The sequence below is a fragment of the Spiroplasma endosymbiont of Asaphidion curtum genome (assembly GCF_964031085.1).
Classification (GTDB): Bacteria; Bacillota_I; Bacilli_A; order Mycoplasmatales; family Nriv7; genus Nriv7.
On the sequence record NZ_OZ035001.1, the window covers coordinates 772879 to 796160 of the forward strand.

The 23282-nt window shown below is 26.1% G+C and carries 30 protein-coding genes and 1 pseudogene; 14 read left to right on the forward strand and 17 right to left on the reverse strand.

Translation table 4 applies throughout. The annotated features are described in order from the left end of the window. Window positions 1-8: 8 nt before the first annotated feature. Complete coding sequence (locus AAHJ00_RS04545; protein WP_342223570.1) at window positions 9-959, reverse strand: IS30 family transposase; 951 nt, start codon at window positions 957-959, stop codon at window positions 9-11. A gap of 183 nt (window positions 960-1142) precedes the next feature. On the opposite strand from AAHJ00_RS04545, the gene hpt reads away from it, so the two are divergent. Then, window positions 1143-1706: a hypoxanthine phosphoribosyltransferase gene (hpt, locus tag AAHJ00_RS04550; protein WP_342223571.1), complete on the forward strand. Its 564-nt coding sequence runs from the start codon at window positions 1143-1145 to the stop codon at window positions 1704-1706. Between the two features lie 161 nt (window positions 1707-1867). Then, window positions 1868-2818, forward strand: coding sequence for an IS30 family transposase (locus AAHJ00_RS04555; protein WP_342223572.1), 951 nt, complete (start codon window positions 1868-1870; stop codon window positions 2816-2818). 29 nt (window positions 2819-2847) lie between these two features. On the opposite strand, the gene AAHJ00_RS04560 is transcribed toward AAHJ00_RS04555, so the two are convergent. The 12 genes and pseudogenes from AAHJ00_RS04560 to AAHJ00_RS04615 form a co-directional block, all read right to left on the reverse strand. Next, window positions 2848-3069 carry a hypothetical protein gene (locus AAHJ00_RS04560; RefSeq protein WP_342223573.1) on the reverse strand — a complete coding sequence of 74 codons (222 nt, stop codon included), beginning with the start codon at window positions 3067-3069 and terminating at the stop codon, window positions 2848-2850. A gap of 17 nt (window positions 3070-3086) precedes the next feature. Next, window positions 3087-3404: a F0F1 ATP synthase subunit epsilon gene (locus AAHJ00_RS04565; RefSeq protein ID WP_342223574.1), complete on the reverse strand. Its 318-nt coding sequence runs from the start codon at window positions 3402-3404 to the stop codon at window positions 3087-3089. Window positions 3405-3409: 5 nt separating this feature from the next. Next, window positions 3410-4828 (reverse strand): F0F1 ATP synthase subunit beta, encoded by a 1419-nt coding sequence (atpD, locus tag AAHJ00_RS04570; protein WP_342223575.1) that lies wholly within the window; start codon window positions 4826-4828, stop codon window positions 3410-3412. Window positions 4829-4846: 18 nt separating this feature from the next. Next, window positions 4847-5686, reverse strand: coding sequence for an ATP synthase F1 subunit gamma (gene atpG / locus AAHJ00_RS04575; RefSeq protein WP_342223576.1), 840 nt, complete (start codon window positions 5684-5686; stop codon window positions 4847-4849). Window positions 5687-5691: 5 nt separating this feature from the next. Beyond that, window positions 5692-7302 carry a F0F1 ATP synthase subunit alpha gene (gene atpA, locus AAHJ00_RS04580; protein WP_342223577.1) on the reverse strand — a complete coding sequence of 537 codons (1611 nt, stop codon included), beginning with the start codon at window positions 7300-7302 and terminating at the stop codon, window positions 5692-5694. 14 nt (window positions 7303-7316) lie between these two features. Then, window positions 7317-7841, reverse strand: coding sequence for a F0F1 ATP synthase subunit delta (locus tag AAHJ00_RS04585; protein ID WP_342223578.1), 525 nt, complete (start codon window positions 7839-7841; stop codon window positions 7317-7319). Window positions 7842-7852: 11 nt separating this feature from the next. Beyond that, window positions 7853-8389 (reverse strand): F0F1 ATP synthase subunit B, encoded by a 537-nt coding sequence (gene atpF / locus AAHJ00_RS04590; protein ID WP_342223579.1) that lies wholly within the window; start codon window positions 8387-8389, stop codon window positions 7853-7855. Window positions 8390-8402: 13 nt separating this feature from the next. Then, window positions 8403-8687 (reverse strand): ATP synthase F0 subunit C, encoded by a 285-nt coding sequence (gene atpE, locus AAHJ00_RS04595; protein ID WP_342223580.1) that lies wholly within the window; start codon window positions 8685-8687, stop codon window positions 8403-8405. A 203-nt stretch (window positions 8688-8890) separates the two neighbouring features. Further along, window positions 8891-9637: a F0F1 ATP synthase subunit A gene (locus tag AAHJ00_RS04600; RefSeq protein ID WP_342223581.1), complete on the reverse strand. Its 747-nt coding sequence runs from the start codon at window positions 9635-9637 to the stop codon at window positions 8891-8893. Further along, window positions 9627-10040, reverse strand: a complete 414-nt coding sequence (locus AAHJ00_RS04605; RefSeq protein WP_342223582.1) for an MG406 family protein — start codon at window positions 10038-10040, stop codon at window positions 9627-9629. Before AAHJ00_RS04605 ends, AAHJ00_RS04600 begins: the two co-directional genes overlap by 11 nt. A gap of 9 nt (window positions 10041-10049) precedes the next feature. Continuing rightward, complete coding sequence (gene upp / locus AAHJ00_RS04610; RefSeq protein ID WP_342223583.1) at window positions 10050-10676, reverse strand: uracil phosphoribosyltransferase; 627 nt, start codon at window positions 10674-10676, stop codon at window positions 10050-10052. Between the two features lie 77 nt (window positions 10677-10753). Then, window positions 10754-10999: pseudogene (locus AAHJ00_RS04615) on the reverse strand (class I SAM-dependent methyltransferase); the annotation flags it as partial. Window positions 11000-11116: 117 nt separating this feature from the next. Between AAHJ00_RS04615 and AAHJ00_RS04620 the strand changes: the two are divergent. From AAHJ00_RS04620 to AAHJ00_RS04640, 5 genes are all read left to right on the forward strand, one after another. Beyond that, a complete protein-coding gene (locus tag AAHJ00_RS04620; RefSeq protein WP_342223585.1) occupies window positions 11117-12067 on the forward strand; it encodes an IS30 family transposase in 951 nt (316 codons plus the stop codon). 217 nt (window positions 12068-12284) lie between these two features. Beyond that, window positions 12285-12482, forward strand: coding sequence for a hypothetical protein (locus tag AAHJ00_RS04625; protein ID WP_342223586.1), 198 nt, complete (start codon window positions 12285-12287; stop codon window positions 12480-12482). Between the two features lie 475 nt (window positions 12483-12957). Then, complete coding sequence (locus AAHJ00_RS04630) at window positions 12958-13383, forward strand: transposase family protein (RefSeq protein ID WP_342223587.1); 426 nt, start codon at window positions 12958-12960, stop codon at window positions 13381-13383. Window positions 13384-13472: 89 nt separating this feature from the next. Then, window positions 13473-13934 (forward strand): hypothetical protein, encoded by a 462-nt coding sequence (locus AAHJ00_RS04635; RefSeq protein WP_342223588.1) that lies wholly within the window; start codon window positions 13473-13475, stop codon window positions 13932-13934. A 93-nt stretch (window positions 13935-14027) separates the two neighbouring features. Then, a protein-coding gene (locus AAHJ00_RS04640; RefSeq protein ID WP_342223496.1) for an IS5 family transposase occupies window positions 14028-14850 on the forward strand; the annotation gives its coding sequence in 2 pieces (ribosomal slippage) (window positions 14028-14425 and window positions 14424-14850; 825 coding nt in all). A gap of 161 nt (window positions 14851-15011) precedes the next feature. Here the strand turns inward: AAHJ00_RS04640 and AAHJ00_RS04645 are convergent. From AAHJ00_RS04645 to rpiB, 3 genes are all read right to left on the reverse strand, one after another. Continuing rightward, window positions 15012-15962: an IS30 family transposase gene (locus tag AAHJ00_RS04645; RefSeq protein ID WP_342223478.1), complete on the reverse strand. Its 951-nt coding sequence runs from the start codon at window positions 15960-15962 to the stop codon at window positions 15012-15014. 1014 nt (window positions 15963-16976) lie between these two features. Further along, on the reverse strand, window positions 16977-18326 hold the full coding sequence (gene glyA / locus AAHJ00_RS04650; RefSeq protein WP_342223589.1) for a serine hydroxymethyltransferase: 1350 nt from the start codon (window positions 18324-18326) through the stop codon (window positions 16977-16979). Between the two features lie 12 nt (window positions 18327-18338). Further along, entirely contained in the window at window positions 18339-18776 is a 438-nt protein-coding gene (rpiB, locus tag AAHJ00_RS04655; protein WP_342223590.1) for a ribose 5-phosphate isomerase B, read from the reverse strand. 114 nt (window positions 18777-18890) lie between these two features. Here rpiB and AAHJ00_RS04660 point away from each other — a divergent pair, with 114 nt between their 5' ends. Then, window positions 18891-19139 (forward strand): transposase family protein, encoded by a 249-nt coding sequence (locus tag AAHJ00_RS04660; RefSeq protein ID WP_342223591.1) that lies wholly within the window; start codon window positions 18891-18893, stop codon window positions 19137-19139. Window positions 19140-19274: 135 nt separating this feature from the next. Here the strand turns inward: AAHJ00_RS04660 and AAHJ00_RS04665 are convergent. Further along, window positions 19275-20098, reverse strand: a protein-coding gene (locus AAHJ00_RS04665; protein ID WP_342223477.1) for an IS5 family transposase whose coding sequence is annotated in 2 segments (ribosomal slippage) — window positions 19275-19702 and window positions 19702-20098 — 825 coding nt in all. Because the reading frame shifts where the segments join, the coding sequence is not laid out codon by codon here. A gap of 119 nt (window positions 20099-20217) precedes the next feature. Between AAHJ00_RS04665 and AAHJ00_RS04670 the strand changes: the two genes are divergently transcribed. The 6 genes from AAHJ00_RS04670 to AAHJ00_RS04695 all read left to right on the forward strand — a co-directional run bounded on the left by AAHJ00_RS04670 (window position 20218) and on the right by AAHJ00_RS04695 (window position 23278). Next, window positions 20218-20352 (forward strand): hypothetical protein, encoded by a 135-nt coding sequence (locus tag AAHJ00_RS04670; RefSeq protein ID WP_425288846.1) that lies wholly within the window; start codon window positions 20218-20220, stop codon window positions 20350-20352. Window positions 20353-20495: 143 nt separating this feature from the next. Continuing rightward, complete coding sequence (locus AAHJ00_RS04675) at window positions 20496-21446, forward strand: IS30 family transposase (protein ID WP_342223478.1); 951 nt, start codon at window positions 20496-20498, stop codon at window positions 21444-21446. An 842-nt stretch (window positions 21447-22288) separates the two neighbouring features. Beyond that, window positions 22289-22501: a hypothetical protein gene (locus tag AAHJ00_RS04680; RefSeq protein WP_215825617.1), complete on the forward strand. Its 213-nt coding sequence runs from the start codon at window positions 22289-22291 to the stop codon at window positions 22499-22501. Window positions 22502-22665: 164 nt separating this feature from the next. Beyond that, a complete protein-coding gene (locus tag AAHJ00_RS04685) occupies window positions 22666-22896 on the forward strand; it encodes a hypothetical protein (protein WP_342223592.1) in 231 nt (76 codons plus the stop codon). Between the two features lie 15 nt (window positions 22897-22911). After that, window positions 22912-23037 carry a hypothetical protein gene (locus AAHJ00_RS04690; protein WP_342223593.1) on the forward strand — a complete coding sequence of 42 codons (126 nt, stop codon included), beginning with the start codon at window positions 22912-22914 and terminating at the stop codon, window positions 23035-23037. Further along, entirely contained in the window at window positions 23030-23278 is a 249-nt protein-coding gene (locus AAHJ00_RS04695) for a hypothetical protein (RefSeq protein ID WP_342223594.1), read from the forward strand. The genes AAHJ00_RS04690 and AAHJ00_RS04695 overlap by 8 nt, the downstream gene beginning before the upstream one ends. The last annotated feature ends 4 nt before the right edge of the window (window positions 23279-23282 follow it).

A 23282-nucleotide genomic window follows, 5' to 3' on the forward strand; every position in this document is an offset into this window, starting at 1 on the left:
AAGTGCAACTAAATTATTTTTCTAACCAAATATTCGATTGGTGAAAGATAATTTAGTATTTTTCTTGGTCTTTGGTTTAAAAATAATATAAATTTATGAACTGCATTTTTAGTAGTATTTGAAAAATTAAATTTTTTAGGAAATTTTTCTCTAATTAAACCATTAGTATTTTCATTAGTACCTCTTTGTCAAGACGAATACGCATTAGCAAAATAAATTTTCACATTTAAATTTTTTTCAAGTTGTTGTCAATTAGAAAATTCTTTACCCCTATCAAATGTTATAGTCTTAACAAGATTATTTGGAAGAATTGATAAATAATGGCTAATGTTTTCGTTAACAACTTTAGTAGTTCTATTTTCAACTAACATTGCTAAAGTAAATCTTGATGTTCTTTCAACTAAAGTTATTAAACATGATTTACTTTTACCTCGTGATGATACTACAGTATCACCTTCTCAATGACCAACAGTTATACGATTATTAACATTAATATTTCGTTCTTTAATTGATTTACCATTAAATTTACCGCGATTTTCTTGAGATTTTCGTTTCTTACCTTTTCTTCTTAAATTTTTATTAGTAACTTTTTCAAGTAATCCAGAATAAATTCAATTGTAAATTGTTTTAAAACTAATAATTCATTCTTTATGAAAATTTTTAATTCTGCCATAAATTTGTTCAGGCGATCAACCTAATAGTAATTTTTGTTGTACATATTTTACTAATTCTCTATTTTTAAACTTATGAAAATAAACATGTGATTGTTTTCTGTTTTCTGCTTTATTTTGTGCAATTAATGAAAAATAATGATTACTATCTTTATTTCTATTGACTTCTCGAATAATAGTACTAATACTTCGATTAAGATTTTTAGCTATTTCACTAATTTTTACTTTAAACTTCAATTGATTCTCAATATAAATTCTTTCATATATGCCAAGATGTTTGTAACCCATATAAAAACTCCTTGCTTTGTTTTTTCTAAAATAAATTTAGCATCATGAAATTTTTATATGAGATTTTTTGCAATTTTATTTACTTGCACTTACAAGTATAATTCAGCAAAATAATTAAAAAACTACTAAAATAAACAAAAAAGCGGTAAAATATTAGCATATTTAAAAAATAAGGAGCTATTAATGAAAAAACATCCTGTGGTCAAAGAAATTTTATTTACCCAAAAACAAATTATTGAACGAACTAAAGCATTAGCATTAGAAATTAGTAAATACTATCAATCTAATGACTCAACAATTATTCTTTTAGGAATTCTTAAAGGATGTATTCCCTTTTTAGCTGAATTTATTAGTCACTTAACAATTGAATGTGAAATTGACTTTATGGCGATTGCTTCTTTCCACGGTGGAATCGAAGCTAGTAACACACCACAAATTATCATGGATATTAACCAAGATATTACTAATCGTGATATTTTAATTATTGAAGACATCATTGAAAGTGGTGCCAGTTTACTAGCCATCAAAGAATATCTATTTCTAAAAGGAGCTAAAACGGTAAAAATGGTAACATTACTAGACAAAACTAAAGGAAGAAAGGTTGAACTTAACGCTGATTGAACCGGTTTTAAAGCCCCCCAAGAGTTTCTTATTGGTTATGGTCTTGATTATCAAGAAAAACTCCGTAACTTACCTTATGTCGCCATTGCTGATATGGAAAAAATAGCCCTCCTAGAAAAACAATAATGTCTCCAAACAAAAATACCTAACATTGTGTAATGTTAGGTATTTTAATTAATTGCTGAATTATACTTGTAAGTGCAAGTAAATAAAATTGCAAAAAATCTCATATAAAAATTTCATGATGCTAAGTTTATTTTAGAAAAAACAAAGCAAGGAGTTTTTATATGGGTTACAAACATCTTGGCATATATGAAAGAATTTATATTGAGAATCAATTGAAGTTTAAAGTAAAAATTAGTGAAATAGCTAAAAATCTTAATCGAAGTATTAGTACTATTATTCGAGAAGTCAATAGAAATAAAGATAGTAATCATTATTTTTCATTAATTGCACAAAATAAAGCAGAAAACAGAAAACAATCACATGTTTATTTTCATAAGTTTAAAAATAGAGAATTAGTAAAATATGTACAACAAAAATTACTATTAGGTTGATCGCCTGAACAAATTTATGGCAGAATTAAAAATTTTCATAAAGAATGAATTATTAGTTTTAAAACAATTTACAATTGAATTTATTCTGGATTACTTGAAAAAGTTACTAATAAAAATTTAAGAAGAAAAGGTAAGAAACGAAAATCTCAAGAAAATCGCGGTAAATTTAATGGTAAATCAATTAAAGAACGAAATATTAATGTTAATAATCGTATAACTGTTGGTCATTGAGAAGGTGATACTGTAGTATCATCACGAAGTAAAAGTAAATCATGTTTAATAACTTTAGTTGAAAGAACATCAAGATTTACTTTAGCAATGTTAGTTGAAAATAGAACTACTAAAGTTGTTAACGAAAACATTAGCCATTATTTATCAATTCTTCCAAATAATCTTGTTAAGACTATAACATTTGATAGGGGTAAAGAATTTTCTAATTGACAACAACTTGAAAAAAATTTAAATGTGAAAATTTATTTTGCTAATGCGTATTCGCCTTGACAAAGAGGTACTAATGAAAATACTAATGGTTTAATTAGAGAAAAATTTCCTAAAAAATTTAATTTTTCAAATACTACTAAAAATGCAGTTCATAAATTTATATTGTCTTTAAACCAAAGACCAAGAAAAATACTAAATTATCTTTCACCAATCGAATATTTGGTTAGAAAAATAATTTAGTTGCACTTAACTTTACAATTTGGCAATTACTACTTCATTCACAATTCAATCCCTAAAAAAGCAATAAACAAACTACCCACCAAATATGTTAGCGCAAAGGTAATGAGAAAATAAAACAGCAAAGCCTCACGAGGTTTTTTAGGATTCAAAATGCTATTTCATAATACAGCACTAGTTCCCAAACTACAAAACAAAAAAGCAATCAAATAAATCGCAATTTTAATTAAATGAATTGATAACGCCGTATCCATAAATAAACTCCCTTCTACTAAAAATTAGTCATCTTAGTATGACGATCTTTTGCTAACTGTAATAAATGATCTTTCGCTTTATGATCATATTCAATATAATCAGTTAAAATTTTAACTTCTTTCTTTGTTGAATATAATATTCCTGAAGAAATAAGTAATTTATAAGTTTTTTTATGTTGTTTAACAAACATTTGTGCTATTTCCAAATTAGCAACAATAGAAATATGTTGTTCTAAAATTCCGATATAACCCTCAGTAGTTTTAACAGTTACAATTTCAACGACATCATAAAAGAAAATTCCTAATGGTGTTATAATTTTTAGTTTTATCGCCATTGATTTTAACCCTCTGTTAATTCTTTAGCCTTAGCAATCGCTTCTTCAATGCTACCAACAAACAAAAAAGCTTGTTCTGGCAATTTATCGTGTTTACCAGCTAATATTTCTTTAAAACTTTGAATTGTTTTTGCTATCGGAACAAAACTACCTTTCATTCCTGTAAATTTTTCAGCAACCGAAAATGACTGTGATAAAAAATTCCGAATCTTTCTCGCACGATTAACAAGCAATTTATCTTCATCTGATAATTCTTCCATTCCCAAAATTGCAATAATATCTTGTAATTCTTTAAATCTTTGTAAAATTTGTTGCACTTTTCTAGCAACTTGATAATGTTCTTGACCAACAACTTCTGGATCTAATAGTCGTGAAGAAGAATTTAAAGGATCAATCGCTGGATAAATCCCTAAAGCCGCAATACTACGATCTAATACCGTTCTAGCATCTAAATGACTAAAAGTAGTTGCTGGCGCTGGATCAGTTAAATCATCAGCGGGAACATAAATTGCTTGTACTGATGTAATTGAACCTTTTTTTGTTGAAGTAATTCTTTCTTGTAAAGCTCCCATTTCTGTTGCTAAAGTTGGCTGATAACCCACTGCTGAAGGCATTCTTCCTAATAAAGCCGAAACTTCACTTCCAGCCTGAGTAAAACGAAAAATATTATCAATAAACAATAACACATCTTGATTTTGCTCATCACGAAAATACTCAGCCATTGTTAATCCTGTTAATGCCACTCGCATTCTTGCTCCCGGAGGTTCATTCATTTGTCCAAAAACTAATGCTGTTTTATTAATAACATTAGCTTCAATCATTTCATAATATAAATCATTCCCCTCACGAGTCCGTTCACCAACACCAGCAAAAACAGAAATCCCACCATGTTCTTTAGCAATGTTATTAATTAATTCTTGCACCAAAACCGTTTTACCAACACCAGCCCCACCAAAAAGACCAATCTTACCACCACGAGCATAAGGAACTAACAAATCAATAACTTTTATTCCCGTCTCTAAAATTTCCGCTGTTGTGCTTTGTTCTTCATAACTTGGAGCAATACGATGAATTGGCATTCTTTGGGTTCCTTTAGGAATTATTGAACCATCTAACGGTTCACCTAAAACATTAAAAATTCTTCCTAAAGTTTCTTTCCCTACCGGAACCATAATTGCTTTTCCTGTATCAATCGCTTTTAAACCTCTAATTAATCCTTCTGTTGGTCCCATTGAAATTGTTCTCACAATATCATCGCCTAATGCTTGCATTACTTCAACAACTAACTTTTCACCATTATTATGAATTTCCACAGCATTATACAAATTAGGTAAACTGTTATGCGAAAAACGAATATCAATAACTGGTCCTAAAATTTGAATAACTTTACCTTCATTATGCTTTTGTTTTTCAACTTTTTTCATAATTAATTGTCTCCTTTCCTAATTTGTACTATCAGCCGCAGCAATAATTTCAGCAATCTCTTGCGTTATTTTAGCTTGACGAGAACGATTATATTGCAATGTTAAATTATCTTTCAATTCATTAGCATTATTAGTAGCATTTTCCATCGCTAACCTTCTTGATGCTTGTTCCGATACTTGTGATTCACTAATGGCACTATAAATAATAGTATTTAAATATAATAAAATTGTTGTTTCTAATACCGTTTGAGCATCCGGTTCAAACTCAAACAATGAATTTTGCTGAGTATTAATTTTAGCAATCGGTAACAATTGCAATGTCGTTGGTTGAAACAAAATATTATTAATAAATTTTGTATAAACTAATTTAATCCGTTCAATTTCTTTATTGTTAAACATACTTAAAACTTGAAAACCAATTTCTTGTGCTTGATGATATTCAAAATTTAAATCTAAATTAGAATAACTATTAATGACATTATAACCACGATTTTGATAATAACTAATCCCTTTAGCACCAATTACAATTAATAAATCACTTTTTTTAATTTCTGGGATTACTAATTTATGAATATTATAGTTATAACCAGCACAAAGACCAATATTAGAATTAATAATAATTCATACTGCTGTTCGGAAATGTGAACCATCATCTTTTTGTAAATATATGGAATCATTAGTATTGCTAATAATATGATGAAAAACATCATACATTTCTTCACTATATGGTCTAATCTCTTGAATTCTTTTACTAGCTTTTTTTAATTTTGCTGTTGCTACTAATTGCAAAGCACGAGAAATTTTACCAATCGTATTAATTGTTTGAATACGATTTTTAATCCGAAAATCTTGTTGCATAACTATTAATGACGACCTTTTTTAACTTTAATTTTACCTTGAATCAATAACAATTCTCATTGTTCTTTTGTTCCATAACTAGTAATTTCATATTTATCAATTTTACTAACTAAATGATAAACTACTTTAATAATTTCCGTATCAACTTTACTTTTTAACTCTTTAGAAAAGGTTTTAACTTTTTTTAATTCCTGATATATCTTATGAGCTTCTTTATTATTTTTAAAATAATTAATAATATTTTCTTTAAACAATAAAATCTTATCTAAAGGAATTCATTGAATTCTTCGTAAATTAATTGCTAATAATAAAATTGCTTGATTAGTTTGTGATAATGGACTATATTGCGTTTGTTTTAAAATATCAATCGCTCGTTGTCCATGTTCTAAAACTCTTTTTGTCATTTCATCTAAATCAGAACCAAATTGGGCAAAAGCTTGCAATTCATTATATTGTGCTAATTCTAATTTTAATGTTCCTGCAACCTGTTTAATCGCTTTAATTTGAGCAGCACTACCAACTCGCGAAACTGAAAGTCCAAGTTCAACAGCTGGGCGAATCCCTGCATTAAATAATTGACTAGTTAAAAAAATTTGACCATCAGTAATAGAAATAACATTAGTAGGAATATATGCTGAAATATCACCAGCTTGCGTTTCAATAATTGGCAATGCTGTAATTGAACCATTACCATTATCCTTATTTAATTTTGCCGCTCGTTCTAATAAGCGTGAATGCAAGTAAAAAACATCACCGGGATATGCTTCTCTTCCTGGTGGTCTTCGTAACAACAAGGCCATTGTACGATATGCAACCGCATGCTTACTTAAATCATCATAAACAATTAAAACATCTTTACCTTGTTCCATTCACTCCTCAGCAATAGTAACACCCGTATATGGTGCTAAATATTGCAATGGTGCTAATTCACTGGCACCAGCAGCAACAATCGTCGTATAACTCATTGCCCCTGTTTGTTTTAATCGTTCCACAATTTGCGCAACAGTAGAAGATTTTTGACCAATAGCAACATAAACACAATAAACATCTTTACCTTGTTGATTCAAAATCGTATCAATCGCAATTGCGGTTTTACCAGTTTGACGATCACCAATAATTAATTCTCGTTGTCCTTTACCAATAGGAATCATTGCATCAATTGCTAAAATACCTGTTTGCAATGATTCATCAACTGATTGTCGCGTCATAACTCCTGGGGCAATTCTTTCAACAGGGCGTTTCTTTTTACTTTTAATCGCTCCTTTACCATCAATTGGTTGTCCCAAGGCATTAACAACTCTTCCTAATAACTCATCACCAACAACAGTTTCAACAACTTGTTTTGTTCGTTTAACAGCATCGCCTTCCTTAATATAAGTATCATCACCCATTAAAACAACGCCGACAGCATCTTCTTCTAAGTTTAAAACCATTCCATAAACATCATTATCAAAAAGTAATAACTCACCGAGCATTGCCTTATCTAATCCATGAAGCACAGCAATTCCATCACCGACACTAATAACACTACCTTCTTCACTTAATTCATTTTTTTTACCATAATGTTTAATTTGATTTTTAATTACATCAGCAATTTCATTTACCTTAAATGACATCTATATCACCTGCCTTACTTATTTTCAATATTTCGTTTCATTGCCAATAATCGCCCTTTTATTGAACCATCAAAAATTTGATCTTGAACTTTTACTTTTATGCCAGCAATTAGACTAAGATCAATTTTATTAACTAATTCCACTTTTTGTTGTAAAATCTTTGCAATTTTTTTCTCAATTTTATCAATAGCTTCTTGTTGCAATTTTATTGTTGAAAAAACAATTCCATAAAAAACATTCGCTCTTTCATTGCACAGATTACGAAATACTTTAAGAATTAATCTCACTTGCCGAAAATTATTGCGATCAATTAATAATTTAAAAAAATTAACAAAAATATCATTAGCTTTATCTTTAAAAATTTTATCAATAATCTTTTTTTGTTTTTGTTTTTCTAAATTATGTGTTGACAAAATATCAATAATTCGTGGATACTCAAAAAACAATTTAATTAAATGAATTGATTGCCTTAACATAATATCAAGTTGTTTTTCTTCTTGTCCTACCTTTAGTAGTGCTAATGCTCAATTTTGAATCATTAAACTAACTCCTAATCTAATTGTTTAATAAAATCATCAATCAAAACTTCATTTTGTTCACAATCAATCTCTTTTTCCAAAATATTTTGTGCCATGCTAAAAGCAACATCAATAATCTCTTGACGAATGTTTTCTTCCACTTTAATCCGCTCTTTTAAAATATCTCTTTGCGACTGTTCATCAATTAACTTCGCCTCAATGCTTGCTTGATTAATAATTTCTTGTCTTTGCGTTAAAGCTTCCACTTTAGCATCATCAATAATTTGCTGTGATTGCATTTTAGAATCCTTTAACAACGAATTAGCTTCTGTTTCATATTTTGTTGCTTGTGTTTGTTTTCTAATCGCATCATCAATTAAATCTTTAATAATATTTCTTCGCTTTCGCATTAATTGTTTAAAAGGTTTATAAAGAAAAAAACCTAAAACAACTAATAAAACAACAGTTGCCAAAATATGAGCAATGAACACTCATACATTAGGAAATAATTGATTAATAATATTTTCTTGTTCAATTTTATAAAAAATTGCTAAATAATTTAACAACATCTAATCTTATTCCTTACGCAACAAATATTAAAATTAAAGCAATAACAAGACTATAAATAGCACCAGTTTCTGCAATGGCACAACCAATAATTAACATTGTTCTAATTTTACCATTAGCTTCTGGATTTCTTCCTACCGCCTCAGCAGCTTTACCAGCAGCATAACCTTGACCAATCCCAGCACCAAAACAACCTAAAACAGCAATCCCTGCTCCAATAAATTTGCCTCATGAAACATCACCACTAGCCAAAATCGCTCCAACAGCATTAATACTATTTATTATTTCCACACTCATCATCTATTTATCCTCCTTTTAGACATTAGACTTGGTACATAACTATAACATTTTGCACCTACCAAACTATAAAATTCACTTTCATCTTTATATTTATCTAACATTTGTGCTTCATCTAGAAAATAATATTATCAAAATAGTAGATAAAATTAAAGGTTATGTACCAAGTCTATTATATTAAATATTTTGTCAACTAAATGAAACAATTATCCATCAGCTTCACGCATATTAATACCACCTTCTTTACTAACCGGTTTTTCATCACCAATTTCTAATTTTCAATAAACTAATGTTAAAATTGAAAAAATAACCGCTTGAATAATACCAAAAAAGATATCAAAATAAAAATGAAAAAATGGTGCTAAAAATCCTGCTAAAAAATTCACTTGACCAATAATTGGAACTTGTCTAGACATTAAATCACTAAATTGATATAATAACGCCATAATAATACTGCCACCTAAAATATTTCCAAAAAGTCGAAATGAAATGGAAACTAATGGCACAAATTGCGTTAACAATTCCAATGGATTTAAATATCGTTTAAAAAAAGCTAATCTTTGAAATTTAATTCCAAAAATATAAATCCCCATAAATGTTACTAATCCCATCGCAAATGTTGTTGTATACGATGTCATCTGTGATTCAAACCCAACAATTGATAACAAATTACCAACAATAATGTATGACAACAAATATAAGAAATATAATGTTAATCATTTAAAACTCGGTCCTAAAATACTAATAACTAAATTTTCAACACCTTTAACACAAAGTTCCACAATCAACACTAATCCTCGTGGTTCATCTTTAGGATCAAGTTTTTTTACTTTAAAAAAGTATATTAAAGTGATAATAATAATAATTAAAGTTGTTAAAATAATCGTTGTTATTTGTGGAACAAGTTTTCACGGATCTCACAATTCAAAACTTGCATACAGCTTAAGATTCATTTTTCAAGTTCCTCTTTTCTATCAAAGCATTATACATATTAACAATTAAAGTTGCAATAAAAGCAAGCATTAAACCAAAAATACTACTAAAAATATTAAAATATTCATTAAATAGCATAATAATCAGAACAGGAATTAAATATAATAATACTCGCAATAAAAAAAGTAGCCCTATTCCTAATTTATTAATTGATTGACCTGTTTGGATAACATACGAAGTTAAAAAAATTAGCAACAAATAATTCAATAAACTAAATATACTTGTTGTAACAAAACCAGTAATCAAATTTCAAGATAAATAATTAAATATAGTAAAAATTGTTGTTACTAATAGTCCAATAAAAATTAACAACCCAAAAACAATCATTATTTGTTTTTCATATTTCCAATTAATATTTTTCATTATAACTATCTACTGTGTATCAAAATAACGATCTCCCGCATCACCAAGACCCGGAACAATATAACCGTTTTCATTAAGCTTTTCATCAACTGCAGCTGTATAAATGTTAATATCAGGATGCGCTTTTTCCAGTTTTTCAATTCCCTCTGGGACAGATAATAAGCAAATAAACTTAATATTATGTGATACTTTTCACTGTTTAACAATATCAATGGCAGCTATTGCCGTGCCGCCTGTTGCTAACATTGGATCTAAAATTAATGTATAACTATTTTCCACATTATTAGGTTTTTTTTCTAAATACTTCTTAGGTTGCAGAGATTTTTCATCACGATAAATACCAATATGACCAATTTTAGCATTAGGAACCAATCCCAACATTCCATCAACCATTCCTAAACCAGCTCTTAAAACTGGAACAAGAATAATATCTTGAGAAATTTTTTTACCAGTAGTAGCAACTATAGGCGTTTCAATTGCAATTTCTTGTAACTTTAAATCCTGAAAAACTTCATAAGCCATTAACCTAGTAATTTCATTAACATTTTCTTTAAAAATCTTACTATTCGTATCTTTTTTTCGTAACCTTGTTAACTTATCATCAATTAAAGGATGTTTAATAATAAATAGTGCCATATTGTTTCACTCCTATTAAGAATTATACTACTTTCTTATATTTTTAGTAATAAAAAATAACAATGATTTCAAGAAAATTACTTGCTAACAGAAATTATTAACATCATAGGCCTTCGTAATTCATCTTGCATTAAAGGAACTGTTTTTAATAATTCATCATCAGGTTGTGGTTCAATAACACTTATTATTTTAAAACCACATTCAATCAAAGTATTAATATAAGTAGTAAGTGTCCGATGATATTTCAAAACTTCCACTTCCAAGAAATTTGTTTTTCGGATAGCTTCATCAAAATAATTATCAATTGGTCAATGTAAACGATTATTTTTATTAGCTGAATTACACTTGTAAGTGCAAGTAAATAAAATTGCAAAAAATCTCATATAAAAATTTCATGATGCTAAGTTTATTTTAGAAAAAACAAAGCAAGGAGTTTTTATATGGGTTACAAACATCTTGACATATATGAAAGAATTTATATTGAGAATCAATTGAAGTTTAAAGTAAAAATTAGTGAAATAGCTAAAAATCTTAATCGAAGTATTAGTACTATTATTCGAGAAGTCAATAGAAATAAAGATAGTAATCATTATTTTTCATTAATTGCACAAAATAAAGCAGAAAACAGAAAACAATCACATGTTTATTTTCATAAGTTTAAAAATAGAGAATTAGTAAAATATGTACAACAAAAATTACTATTAGGTTGATCGCCTGAACAAATTTATGGCAGAATTAAAAATTTTCATAAAGAATGAATTATTAGTTTTAAAACAATTTACAATTGAATTTATTCTGGATTACTTGAAAAAGTTACTAATAAAAATTTAAGAAGAAAAGGTAAGAAACGAAAATCTCAAGAAAATCGCGGTAAATTTAATGGTAAATCAATTAAAGAACGAAATATTAATGTTAATAATCGTATAACTGTTGGTCATTGAGAAGGTGATACTGTAGTATCATCACGAGGTAAAAGTAAATCATGTTTAATAACTTTAGTTGAAAGAACATCAAGATTTACTTTAGCAATGTTAGTTGAAAATAGAACTACTAAAGTTGTTAACGAAAACATTAGCCATTATTTATCAATTCTTCCAAATAATCTTGTTAAGACTATAACATTTGATAGGGGTAAAGAATTTTCTAATTGACAACAACTTGAAAAAAATTTAAATGTGAAAATTTATTTTGCTAATGCGTATTCGCCTTGACAAAGAGGTACTAATGAAAATACTAATGGTTTAATTAGAGAAAAATTTCCTAAAAAATTTAATTTTTCAAATACTACTAAAAATGCAGTTCATAAATTTATATTATTTTTAAACCAAAGACCAAGAAAAATACTAAATTATCTTTCACCAATCGAATATTTGGTTAGAAAAATAATTTAGTTGCACTTAACTTTACAATTTGGCATTATCAACACATCATTGTTGATTAGAATTAGCAGTAAATATCGGATACTCAACTGAAAAAACAAAAGCACCACCAATTGCTAAACATTCATAAACTTTAGCACAAATATTACTAAAAGACGCAATAGACTTGGTACATAACCCTCAATTTTATCTACTATTTTGATAATATTATTTTCTAGATGAAGCACAAATGTTAGATAAATACAAAGACGAAAATGAATTTTATAGTCTAATCGGCATAAAATATAAAACTTTCATGAAAATGGTAGAAATTTTAAAAGAAGCTGAAGCTAAACAAAAACAAATTAGTGGTAGACCAAATAAATTATCAATAGAGCAAAGATTACTTATGACTTTAGAATACTGAAAAGAATGCAAAAAAATATAATATTAGTCATGTTAGTTGTATTCGTAATATCTTTTGAGTTGAAAATACTCTAATAAAAAATAGTCACTTTCATATACCTGGCAAAAAGATATTATTGGAAAATAAGGGTACTAATAATAATTTATTAGCAATTGATGCTACAGAAATTCCAATTGAAAGAATTAAAAAAAACTAATTATGGTCGCGTTTAGTTTTCTTAGGTATTTTTTAAAAAAGAAAAAATAATCATTTACTATAAATTATTTCAATATGCAAATTAAGTATATATTTCTTATGTATGATTTTTGTTATAAAAAATTATTTTAATGTTGTTTTTATAAGCATTTTACTTAGTTTTTATAACCTTTTATTGAGATTATGTTTGTTAATATTAAATATTTTGTTTTATTACTTATTTTTCAAATAAAATGATAATTAAATTGTAATTACTTTTCTTTCAAAATTATTCAAATCTTTACCCACCTAAGAAAACTTTATGCGTCCAAAATTATTATTTTCTGGTAAGAAAAGGCAACATTCATTAAAATCACAAATAATTATTGATTTATTTAACAATAAAATTATTTCAGTAGATTTTTGTTATGGCAGTATTCATGATTATAAGTTATTTTTAAAATCAAATACACTTATAAATCCAAAATTAGAATTAATTGCTGATTCAGGATATCAAGGTTTGCAAAATGTTCATAAAAATACATTAGACTTGGTACATAACTATAACATTTTGCACCTACCAAACTATAAAATTCACTTTCATCTTTATATTTATCTAATATTTGTGCTTCATCTAGAAAATAATATTATCAAAATAGTAGATAAAATTGAGGGTTATGTACCAAGTCTATTATTGCCAATTAAAAAGAGTAAAAATAATCCTTTAAATCCAGATAAAAAGAAATAACTGATTACTATTTACCACCACAAATTTATTTACAATTTATTAATGAAAGTATTTATGAACCAATTGCTTGTATTACACAAAAGGCAATATTGAATGGGAATATTAGTAATGATGAGAAAAAAACATTAACTAAAAATATTGAAGATTTAAGTTTAGATATTGCTAAAACCATTGTTAATGAATTCGTTAGTGATAATGGTGAAGCAATTAATAAACTTAAAAAATCAATGAATATCAATATTCATTTTAGTAATAATTCAACAGTTGATACTAACCCATATTTTGATTCTAAGACCTTATACAATCGAAGTACAAAACTTAATTTTTTGTATGACCACTTATTAAGGAATATTTATATTACAACTGGTCATTGTTTAGAAAAATCAAAATATTTAGATTTGTTAAATTTTTCAAGTAAAACGATAAAACAGGTAAAAAATTGTAGATTTTCTCTTCTTCAATTCAGTAAACCAAGTTCGATAGCCTACCTTGGTGATGGTGAATGGAGAAAAACTGGAATCACCCAATTTCAAAAGATCTTGAATGCTTAGACTTACAAAGATTAGACTTCTTGCATTACTTATTTATTAAACAAAATTCCTATAAAATATATTTAAAATAGAAATTATAAGGAATTTAAGATTATGAAATTTGATAAATTTAATTTTATTAATGATAAAGAATTATTACGATTAACTGGAATAAAGCAAAGTACTTTTAATAAAATGTTAAATATTTTAAAAGAAGCTGAGTTAAAAAAGTTTAAAAGAGGTGGTAAAAATAATAAATTATCATTAGAAAATAGATTATTGATGACTTTATCATATTGACGAGAATATCGTACTTATTTTCATCTTGGTAAAAGTTTTGATATTAGTGAAGCTAGTTGTTATCGAAATATCAAGTGAATTGAAGATATTTTAATCAAACATCCTGATTTTCAACAACTTGCTGGTAAAAAAGCATTAATAAATGATTATTTTAATGATAAAACAATTATTATTGATGCTACAGAAACACCCATTCAACGCCCAAAAAAGACAAAAACAATCTTATTCAGGAAAAAAGAAAAAACACACTATTAAAACACAAGTAATTATTGAAAAAGAAAGCAAAATAATTATTGCAACAAATTTTTCTCTCGGCAAAAAGCATGATTTTTGTTTATTTAAAGAATCAAAAATCCCAATTTTAAAAAATACTAAATTAATAGTTGATAATGGTTATCAAGGAATACAAAAAATTCATAGTAATGTTCTAATACCTAAGAAAAAAACAAAGAAAAACCCTTTAAATAAAGAACAAAAACATAATAATAAATTAATTTCAAAAATGAGAATTATTATTGAAAATATTTTTGCTATTCTTAAAAAATTTAAAATTATTACTGAAAAATATCGTAATCGTAGAAAACGATTTAGTTTAAGATTTAATTTAATTGCTTCAATTTATAATTTGCAATTATAGATAACATAAAATATTTATTTAAAATTAAATTTAAATAATAAAATAATTTTTTGTTGTGTCAAAATTTACACATTTAATAAAATCCATAAGTATTAACCTAATAAAAGTTAGAAATTACTATATAGTATTTTTTATTTGCCAAATTGTAAAGTTAAGTGCAACTAAATTATTTTTCTAACCAAATATTCGATTGGTGAAAGATAATTTAGTATTTTTCTTGGTCTTTGGTTTAAAGACAATATAAATTTATGAACTGCATTTTTAGTAGTATTTGAAAAATTAAATTTTTTAGGAAATTTTTCTCTAATTAAACCATTAGTATTTTCATTAGTACCTCTTTGTCAAGGCGAATACGCATTAGCAAAATAAATTTTCACATTTAAATTTTTTTCAAGTTGTTGTCAATTAGAAAATTCTTTACCCCTATCAAATGTTATAGTCTTAACAAGATTATTTGGAAGAATTGATAAATAATGGCTAATGTTTTCGTTAACAACTTTAGTAGTTCTATTTTCAACTAACATTGCTAAAGTAAATCTTGATGTTCTTTCAACTAAAGTTATTAAACATGATTTACTTTTACCTCGTGATGATACTACAGTATCACCTTCTCAATGACCAACAGTTATACGATTATTAACATTAATATTTCGTTCTTTAATTGATTTACCATTAAATTTACCGCGATTTTCTTGAGATTTTCGTTTCTTACCTTTTCTTCTTAAATTTTTATTAGTAACTTTTTCAAGTAATCCAGAATAAATTCAATTGTAAATTGTTTTAAAACTAATAATTCATTCTTTATGAAAATTTTTAATTCTGCCATAAATTTGTTCAGGCGATCAACCTAATAGTAATTTTTGTTGTACATATTTTACTAATTCTCTATTTTTAAACTTATGAAAATAAACATGTGATTGTTTTCTGTTTTCTGCTTTATTTTGTGCAATTAATGAAAAATAATGATTACTATCTTTATTTCTATTGACTTCTCGAATAATAGTACTAATACTTCGATTAAGATTTTTAGCTATTTCACTAATTTTTACTTTAAACTTCAATTGATTCTCAATATAAATTCTTTCATATATGCCAAGATGTTTGTAACCCATATAAAAACTCCTTGCTTTGTTTTTTCTAAAATAAACTTAGCATCATGAAATTTTTATATGAGATTTTTTGCAATTTTATTTACTTGCACTTACAAGTATAATTCAGCATTTACAAATAATTTGTAATTATTTTAATAAGTAATGCAAGAAGTCTATTAAATAAATCTAAATGAAAACATGCTCAGCATGTTTGTTTTCTATCAAGAAATATTACCGAGAATGATAAATTTATTTGTAGGAATACTAGTGAACTCTTAGCAGTTAATATTAAATTAAAAGACAAGTTATCTATTATTGCAAAAGAAAATACTAGACAATTTAATATTAAATTACCGCTATCAGATAGTCATATTTCAGATAGTCATATTAAAGAAGACACTGCTTCAAATGTTAGAACAATCTACTGATAGTCATATTGAGGAAGACACTGCTTCATTAATGTCATATTCAACATATAATCCCCAAACCGATAAAGTTTTTAAAAGGTGAGGAAAAACGAGCAAAATTTTATCAAGAGTTTCAAGAAAAAGTAAAATTAATAGCTCCTAGCGAAGAAAATTTTCAAACTAAAAAAGATAGTTTTAATAGACTTGGTACATAACTATAACATTTTGCACCTACCAAACTATAAAATTCACTTTCATCTTTGTATTTATCTAACATTTGTACTTCATCTAGAAAATAATATTATCAAAATAGTAGATAAAATTAAAGGTTATGTACCAAGTTTTTTATAAAAATTTTAAATAAAAATTAAATTCGACCTTTTTAAAAAACTTCTTGTGTCTGTCATAAGTCTGTGGTATATTACAAAACTTTCTTCAATTTGTAAATAACCATTATTACTTTTACTCCGATTAGTAATTCGCCAACTAAAATCAGTATTAATTGCTTGCAAAGATTGGTTTAACATCGTAATACTAGAAACACTTAAAACAGTTGTTGAATACAATAGTAAAAGTTCCCTAAAAATACATACCACCTCTTACAATTACTAAACATTATAAACTAAACTTATAATTGATAATTTTCATATATTGGAAAATTTTTTAATAAAATACCAATTTGTTGTTTATGCTTAGCAATATTCTCTTCAGTATTACCATGCTCTTTAAGAACACTAACAATTATATTTGCTAATTGTTCAAATTCCTTTTCTTTTCACCCTCTAGTGGTCATCGCTGCTGTTCCAATCCGAATACCGCTAGTAGTCATTGGTTTTTCTTTATCAAAAGGAATCATATTTTTATTACAAATAACATCAATTTGATGCAAAATATTTTCACATTCCTGCCCAGTACGATTAAATGATGATTTAACATCAATAATCATTAAATGATTATCAGTACCGCCACTAATCAGTTTAATATCATGTTTTCTAAAAATATTTTCTAAAACTTTACAATTAGCCATAATTTGCTGTTGATATGCTTTAAATTCTGGTGTTGACGCTTCATAAAATGCTTGTGCTTTAGCAGCAATAATATGTTCTAAAGGACCTCCTTGTTGACCAGGAAATACTGCTCGATCAATCGCTTTTGCTAATTCTTTTTTACATAAAATTGCTCCACTTCTTGGACCTCGTAATGTTTTATGTGTTGTTGTTGTTACAATATCTGCTACTGTTACAGGATTTTGATGTAATCCAGCAGCAATTAAACCAGCAATATGAGCCATATCAACCATTAATAATGCTCCAACTTCATCAGCAATTTCACGAAACTTAGTAAAATCAATTGTTCTTGAATATGCACTCGCTCCAGCAACAATTAATTTTGGTTTAAGTTCTAATGCTTGTTGTCTAATTGCTTCATAATCTAATTGTTGAGTTTTTTCATCAACACCATAACCATAAAATTGATAAACAATTCCTGAAAAATTCAATTTATGTCCGTGTGTTAAGTGTCCTCCAGCATCTAAACTCATTGCCAAAACAATATCATCCGGCTTTAAAATAGCTTGATAAGCAGCAGCATTGGCTTGACTACCAGAATGTGGTTGCACATTAGCATGTTCAGCATTAAATAAAGTCTTTAATCTTTCAATCGCTAAATTTTCACTTTTGTCAACAAATTCACAACCACCATAATATCTTCTTCCCGGATATCCTTCAGCATATTTATTAGTTAATATTGAACCTGCTAATCTTAACACTGGAAGCGAAACATAATTTTCCGAAGCAATTAATTCCACATGTTGTTGTTGTCTAATAAGTTCTTCTTTAACAATTGCTTTTAGTTCGGGATCAATATCATTTGTTTTGAGATTAATATTTTGTATTTCTGAATCAATATCAGTTATTAATGAATCAATATCCTTTCCTTCTAAACTAATATCATTTACTTGGGTATCATCTTTAAACATTTTTAATATCTCCTAATTCAATTCAATTTTTTCAACTCGTTGTTGATGGCGGTTTGAAAATTTAGTATTCAAAAACTCTTCTAAAATTCAAATCGCTTTTTGAGGCGCAATAATTCTTCCTCCTAAAACTAAAATATTAGCATCATTATGTTCGCGAGCTAAGGCCGCTAACTTTGTTTCATAACATAATGCCGCTCTAATTTTTGGCATGCGATTAGCACTAATACTTATTCCAATACCTGTACCACAAATTAAAATTCCATACTTAGCATTACCATTTCCTACTTCTTTGCCAACTAATTTTGCATAATCAGGATAATCAACTTGTTCTTTTTCACTATTAGTTCCTAAATCAATAACCTCATATTCATTATTTTTTAAATATTCAATAAGAGCAGTTTTTAATACATATCCAGCGTGATCACATCCAATAGCAATTTTATCTTTCATATTTTATAATTCCCTCCTTCCAATATCCTTTTATTTAATTATATAGTAGACTTGGTACATAACCTTTAATTTTATCTATTATTTTGATAATATTATTTCCTAGGTGAAGTACAAATGTTAGATAAATACAAAGACGAAAATGAATTTTATAGTCTAATAGGCATAAAATATAAAACTTTCATGAAAATGGTAGAAATTTTAAAAGAAGCTGAAGCTAAACAAAAACAAATTGGTGGTAGACGAAATAAATTATCAATAGAGCAAAGATTACTTATGACTTTAGAATACTGAAAAGAATATAGTACATATCGTATTATTAGACTTCTTGCATTACTTATTAAAATAATTACAAATTATTTGTAAATAAAAAATACTATATAGTAATTTCTAACTTTTATTAGGTTAATACTTATGGATTTTATTAAATGTGTAAATTTTGACACAACAAAAAATTATTTTATTATTTAAATTTAATTTTAAATAAATATTTTATGTTATCTATAATTGCAAATTATAAATTGAAGCAATTAAATTAAATCTTAAACTAAATCGTTTTCTACGATTACGATATTTTTCAGTAATAATTTTAAATTTTTTAAGAATAGCAAAAATATTTTCAATAATAATTCTCATTTTTGAAATTAATTTATTATTATGTTTTTGTTCTTTATTTAAAGGGTTTTTCTTTGTTTTTTTCTTAGGTATTAGAACATTACTATGAATTTTTTGTATTCCTTGATAACCATTATCAACTATTAATTTAGTATTTTTTAAAATTGGGATTTTTGATTCTTTAAATAAACAAAAATCATGCTTTTTACCGAGAGAAAAATTTGTTGCAATAATTATTTTGCTTTCTTTTTCAATAATTACTTGTGTTTTAATAGTGTGTTTTTTCTTTTTTCCTGAATAAGATTGTTTTTGTCTTTTTTTGGGCGTTGAATGGGTGTTTCTGTAGCATCAATAATAATTGTTTTATCATTAAAATAATCATTTATTAATGCTTTTTTACCAGCAAGTTGTTGAAAATCAGGATGTTTGATTAAAATATCTTCAATTCACTTGATATTTCGATAACAACTAGCTTCACTAATATCAAAACTTTTACCAAGATGAAAATAAGTACGATATTCTCGTCAATATGATAAAGTCATCAATAATCTATTTTCTAATGATAATTTATTATTTTTACCACCTCTTTTAAACTTTTTTAACTCAGCTTCTTTTAAAATATTTAACATTTTATTAAAAGTACTTTGCTTTATTCCAGTTAATCGTAATAATTCTTTATCATTAATAAAATTAAATTTATCAAATTTCATAATCTTAAATTCCTTATAATTTCTATTTTAAATATATTTTATAGGAATTTTGTTTAATAAATAAGTAATGCAAGAAGTCTAATAAAGAACAAAAACATAATAATAAATTAATTTCAAAAATGAGAATTATTATTGAAAATATTTTTGCTATTCTTAAAAAATTTAAAATTATTACTGAAAAATATCGTAATCGTAGAAAACGATTTAGTTTAAGATTTAATTTAATTGCTTCAATTTATAATTTGCAATTATAGATAACATAAAATATTTATTTAAAATTAAATTTAAATGCTGAATTATACTTGTAAGTGCAAGTAAATAAAATTGCAAAAAATCTTATATAAAAATTTCATGATGCTAAGTTTATTTTAGAAAAAACAAAGCAAGGAGTTTTTATATGGGTTACAAACATCTTGGCATATATGAAAGAATTTATATTGAGAATCAATTGAAGTTTAAAGTAAAAATTAGTGAAATAGCTAAAAATCTTAATCGAAGTATTAGTACTATTATTCGAGAAGTCAATAGAAATAAAGATAGTAATCATTATTTTTCATTAATTGCACAAAATAAAGCAGAAAACAGAAAACAATCACATGTTTATTTTCATAAGTTTAAAAATAGAGAATTAGTAAAATATGTACAACAAAAATTACTATTAGGTTGATCGCCTGAACAAATTTATGGCAGAATTAAAAATTTTCATAAAGAATGAATTATTAGTTTTAAAACAATTTACAATTGAATTTATTCTGGATTACTTGAAAAAGTTACTAATAAAAATTTAAGAAGAAAAGGTAAGAAACGAAAATCTCAAGAAAATCGCGGTAAATTTAATGGTAAATCAATTAAAGAACGAAATATTAATGTTAATAATCGTATAACTGTTGGTCATTGAGAAGGTGATACTGTAGTATCATCACGAGGTAAAAGTAAATCATGTTTAATAACTTTAGTTGAAAGAACATCAAGATTTACTTTAGCAATGTTAGTTGAAAATAGAACTACTAAAGTTGTTAACGAAAACATTAGCCATTATTTATCAATTCTTCCAAATAATCTTGTTAAGACTATAACATTTGATAGGGGTAAAGAATTTTCTAATTGACAACAACTTGAAAAAAATTTAAATGTGAAAATTTATTTTGCTAATGCGTATTCGCCTTGACAAAGAGGTACTAATGAAAATACTAATGGTTTAATTAGAGAAAAATTTCCTAAAAAATTTAATTTTTCAAATACTACTAAAAATGCAGTTCATAAATTTATATTGTCTTTAAACCAAAGACCAAGAAAAATACTAAATTATCTTTCACCAATCGAATATTTGGTTAGAAAAATAATTTAGTTGCACTTAACTTTACAATTTGGCAAAGTACTTTGCTTTATTCCAGTTAATCGTAATAATTCTTTATCATTAATAAAATTAAATTTATCAAATTTCATAATCTTAAATTCCTTATAATTTCTATTTTAAATATATTTTATAGGAATTTTGTTTAATAAATAAGTAATGCAAGAAGTCTAATAAAATAATTTTTTGTTGTGTCAAAATTTACACATTTAATAAAATCCATAAGTATTAACCTAATAAAAGTTAGAAATTACTATATAGTATTTTTTATTTACAAATAATTTGTAATTATTTTAATAAGTAATGCAAGAAGTCTAATGTTTTTCATAGTAAGTTACCTTTCTTATAGATAAACTAAGTTATATTAACTAAGTTAGTTAACTTAGTTTTTTAAACACTTATATATCGCAGATTTAAGTGTTTAACAAGCTTTGTTATTAAATTTTGTTTTTTAATTAGATAAAGATTTTAATAATTTTAAACTTAGCATACCCCTATATAGAAATTTCTACACTTTAACATCCGCATCCTACCCTTGGAACTAATTTAATAGCGTGTATATTTTTAGGAAATCCACCCATTCATTTTTTTATTGCAAAACGAAACAAATTGCTATAGCTAATAGGATGTTATCTATTAACTGGTAAACTTCTTTTGGTTATGGCGACCACCCACAATTTATCGTGCTTTAATACATACCAACATTATTAATTCACTTGTATTTAATTTTCAAAGAACAAATTTTTAACACCTTATAAAATAAAAAGACAATCATTGCTGACTGTCTTAATACTTATTCAAATCTTTTCCTACCTAACAAAACTTTATGCGTCCAGATGAGTATATTTGGATTAGTGTTTTTTACGATTTTAACATTATTACTAGCATATTATATTGCGGTTAATATTTATCGGTTTTTTAAAGATAAAAAGAAATATGGTAGTGAAGCAAAACAGTTGCCAAAAGATTTTACTTATTCACAACGAATATTTATTGCAAAGTTTAAGCGAAATTTATTAGAACAAGATGAAAAAGAAATTAAAAAGTAGGTTTAGAAAATGTTTAAAAAAATAATTATTGAGTTAATTGAATTAATTTATCCAACTGCCGATTTACCACCCCAAGTTGTATTTTTGTTTTCAATTTTAATAATTGTAATGCTCTTCTCAGCAATTATTTTTCTACTCTTTTGACCTTTTAAGCGGTAATTGTTATGTTTTTAGTTGTTTGAAAAGATTTAGATTGAGAGCAAATAAAATTGTATTTTTGGGATTTATTTATTCAAATTACAGTTATTCCGGCGTGAGTTTCTGGTAAAGAAATTGATTTAACCAAAGAACTACTTTGACTTTTAATAGCAAATATTGCGTTTTGAATGGTATTAGTAGTCATCGTCTTATTTATGGTTATTTTATTTTATAAGGTTAAATCATATTTTGTTTAGAAAGGGGGTGATTATATGTTTGGAACTTTCTTAGTAGATGCACCAGCTGTTACTGGTGAACAAGCGGTTACTAATTTATGAAAAGCATTAATTAAAGCATTTGGTAATATTTGAACTGATATTATTGGTGGTAATGTTTAAACTAATTATTATTTTTATCTTAATAACTGTTCTTGGATTATTAGCTGGTAGTCATTTTGAAACTTTAACGAACTATATTAGCGAAGGTCTTGTCAATTTCCAAAAGTTTATTACTAGCAATTTAACAATTTTAGAATTATTTAAACCCATGGCACGAACATTTTCGCAACACCCAATTTTTACCATTCTTGGTGTCACTTGTGTGCTTATTGCTTTATTTATTGTGATTAAAGGATGATAAAAAT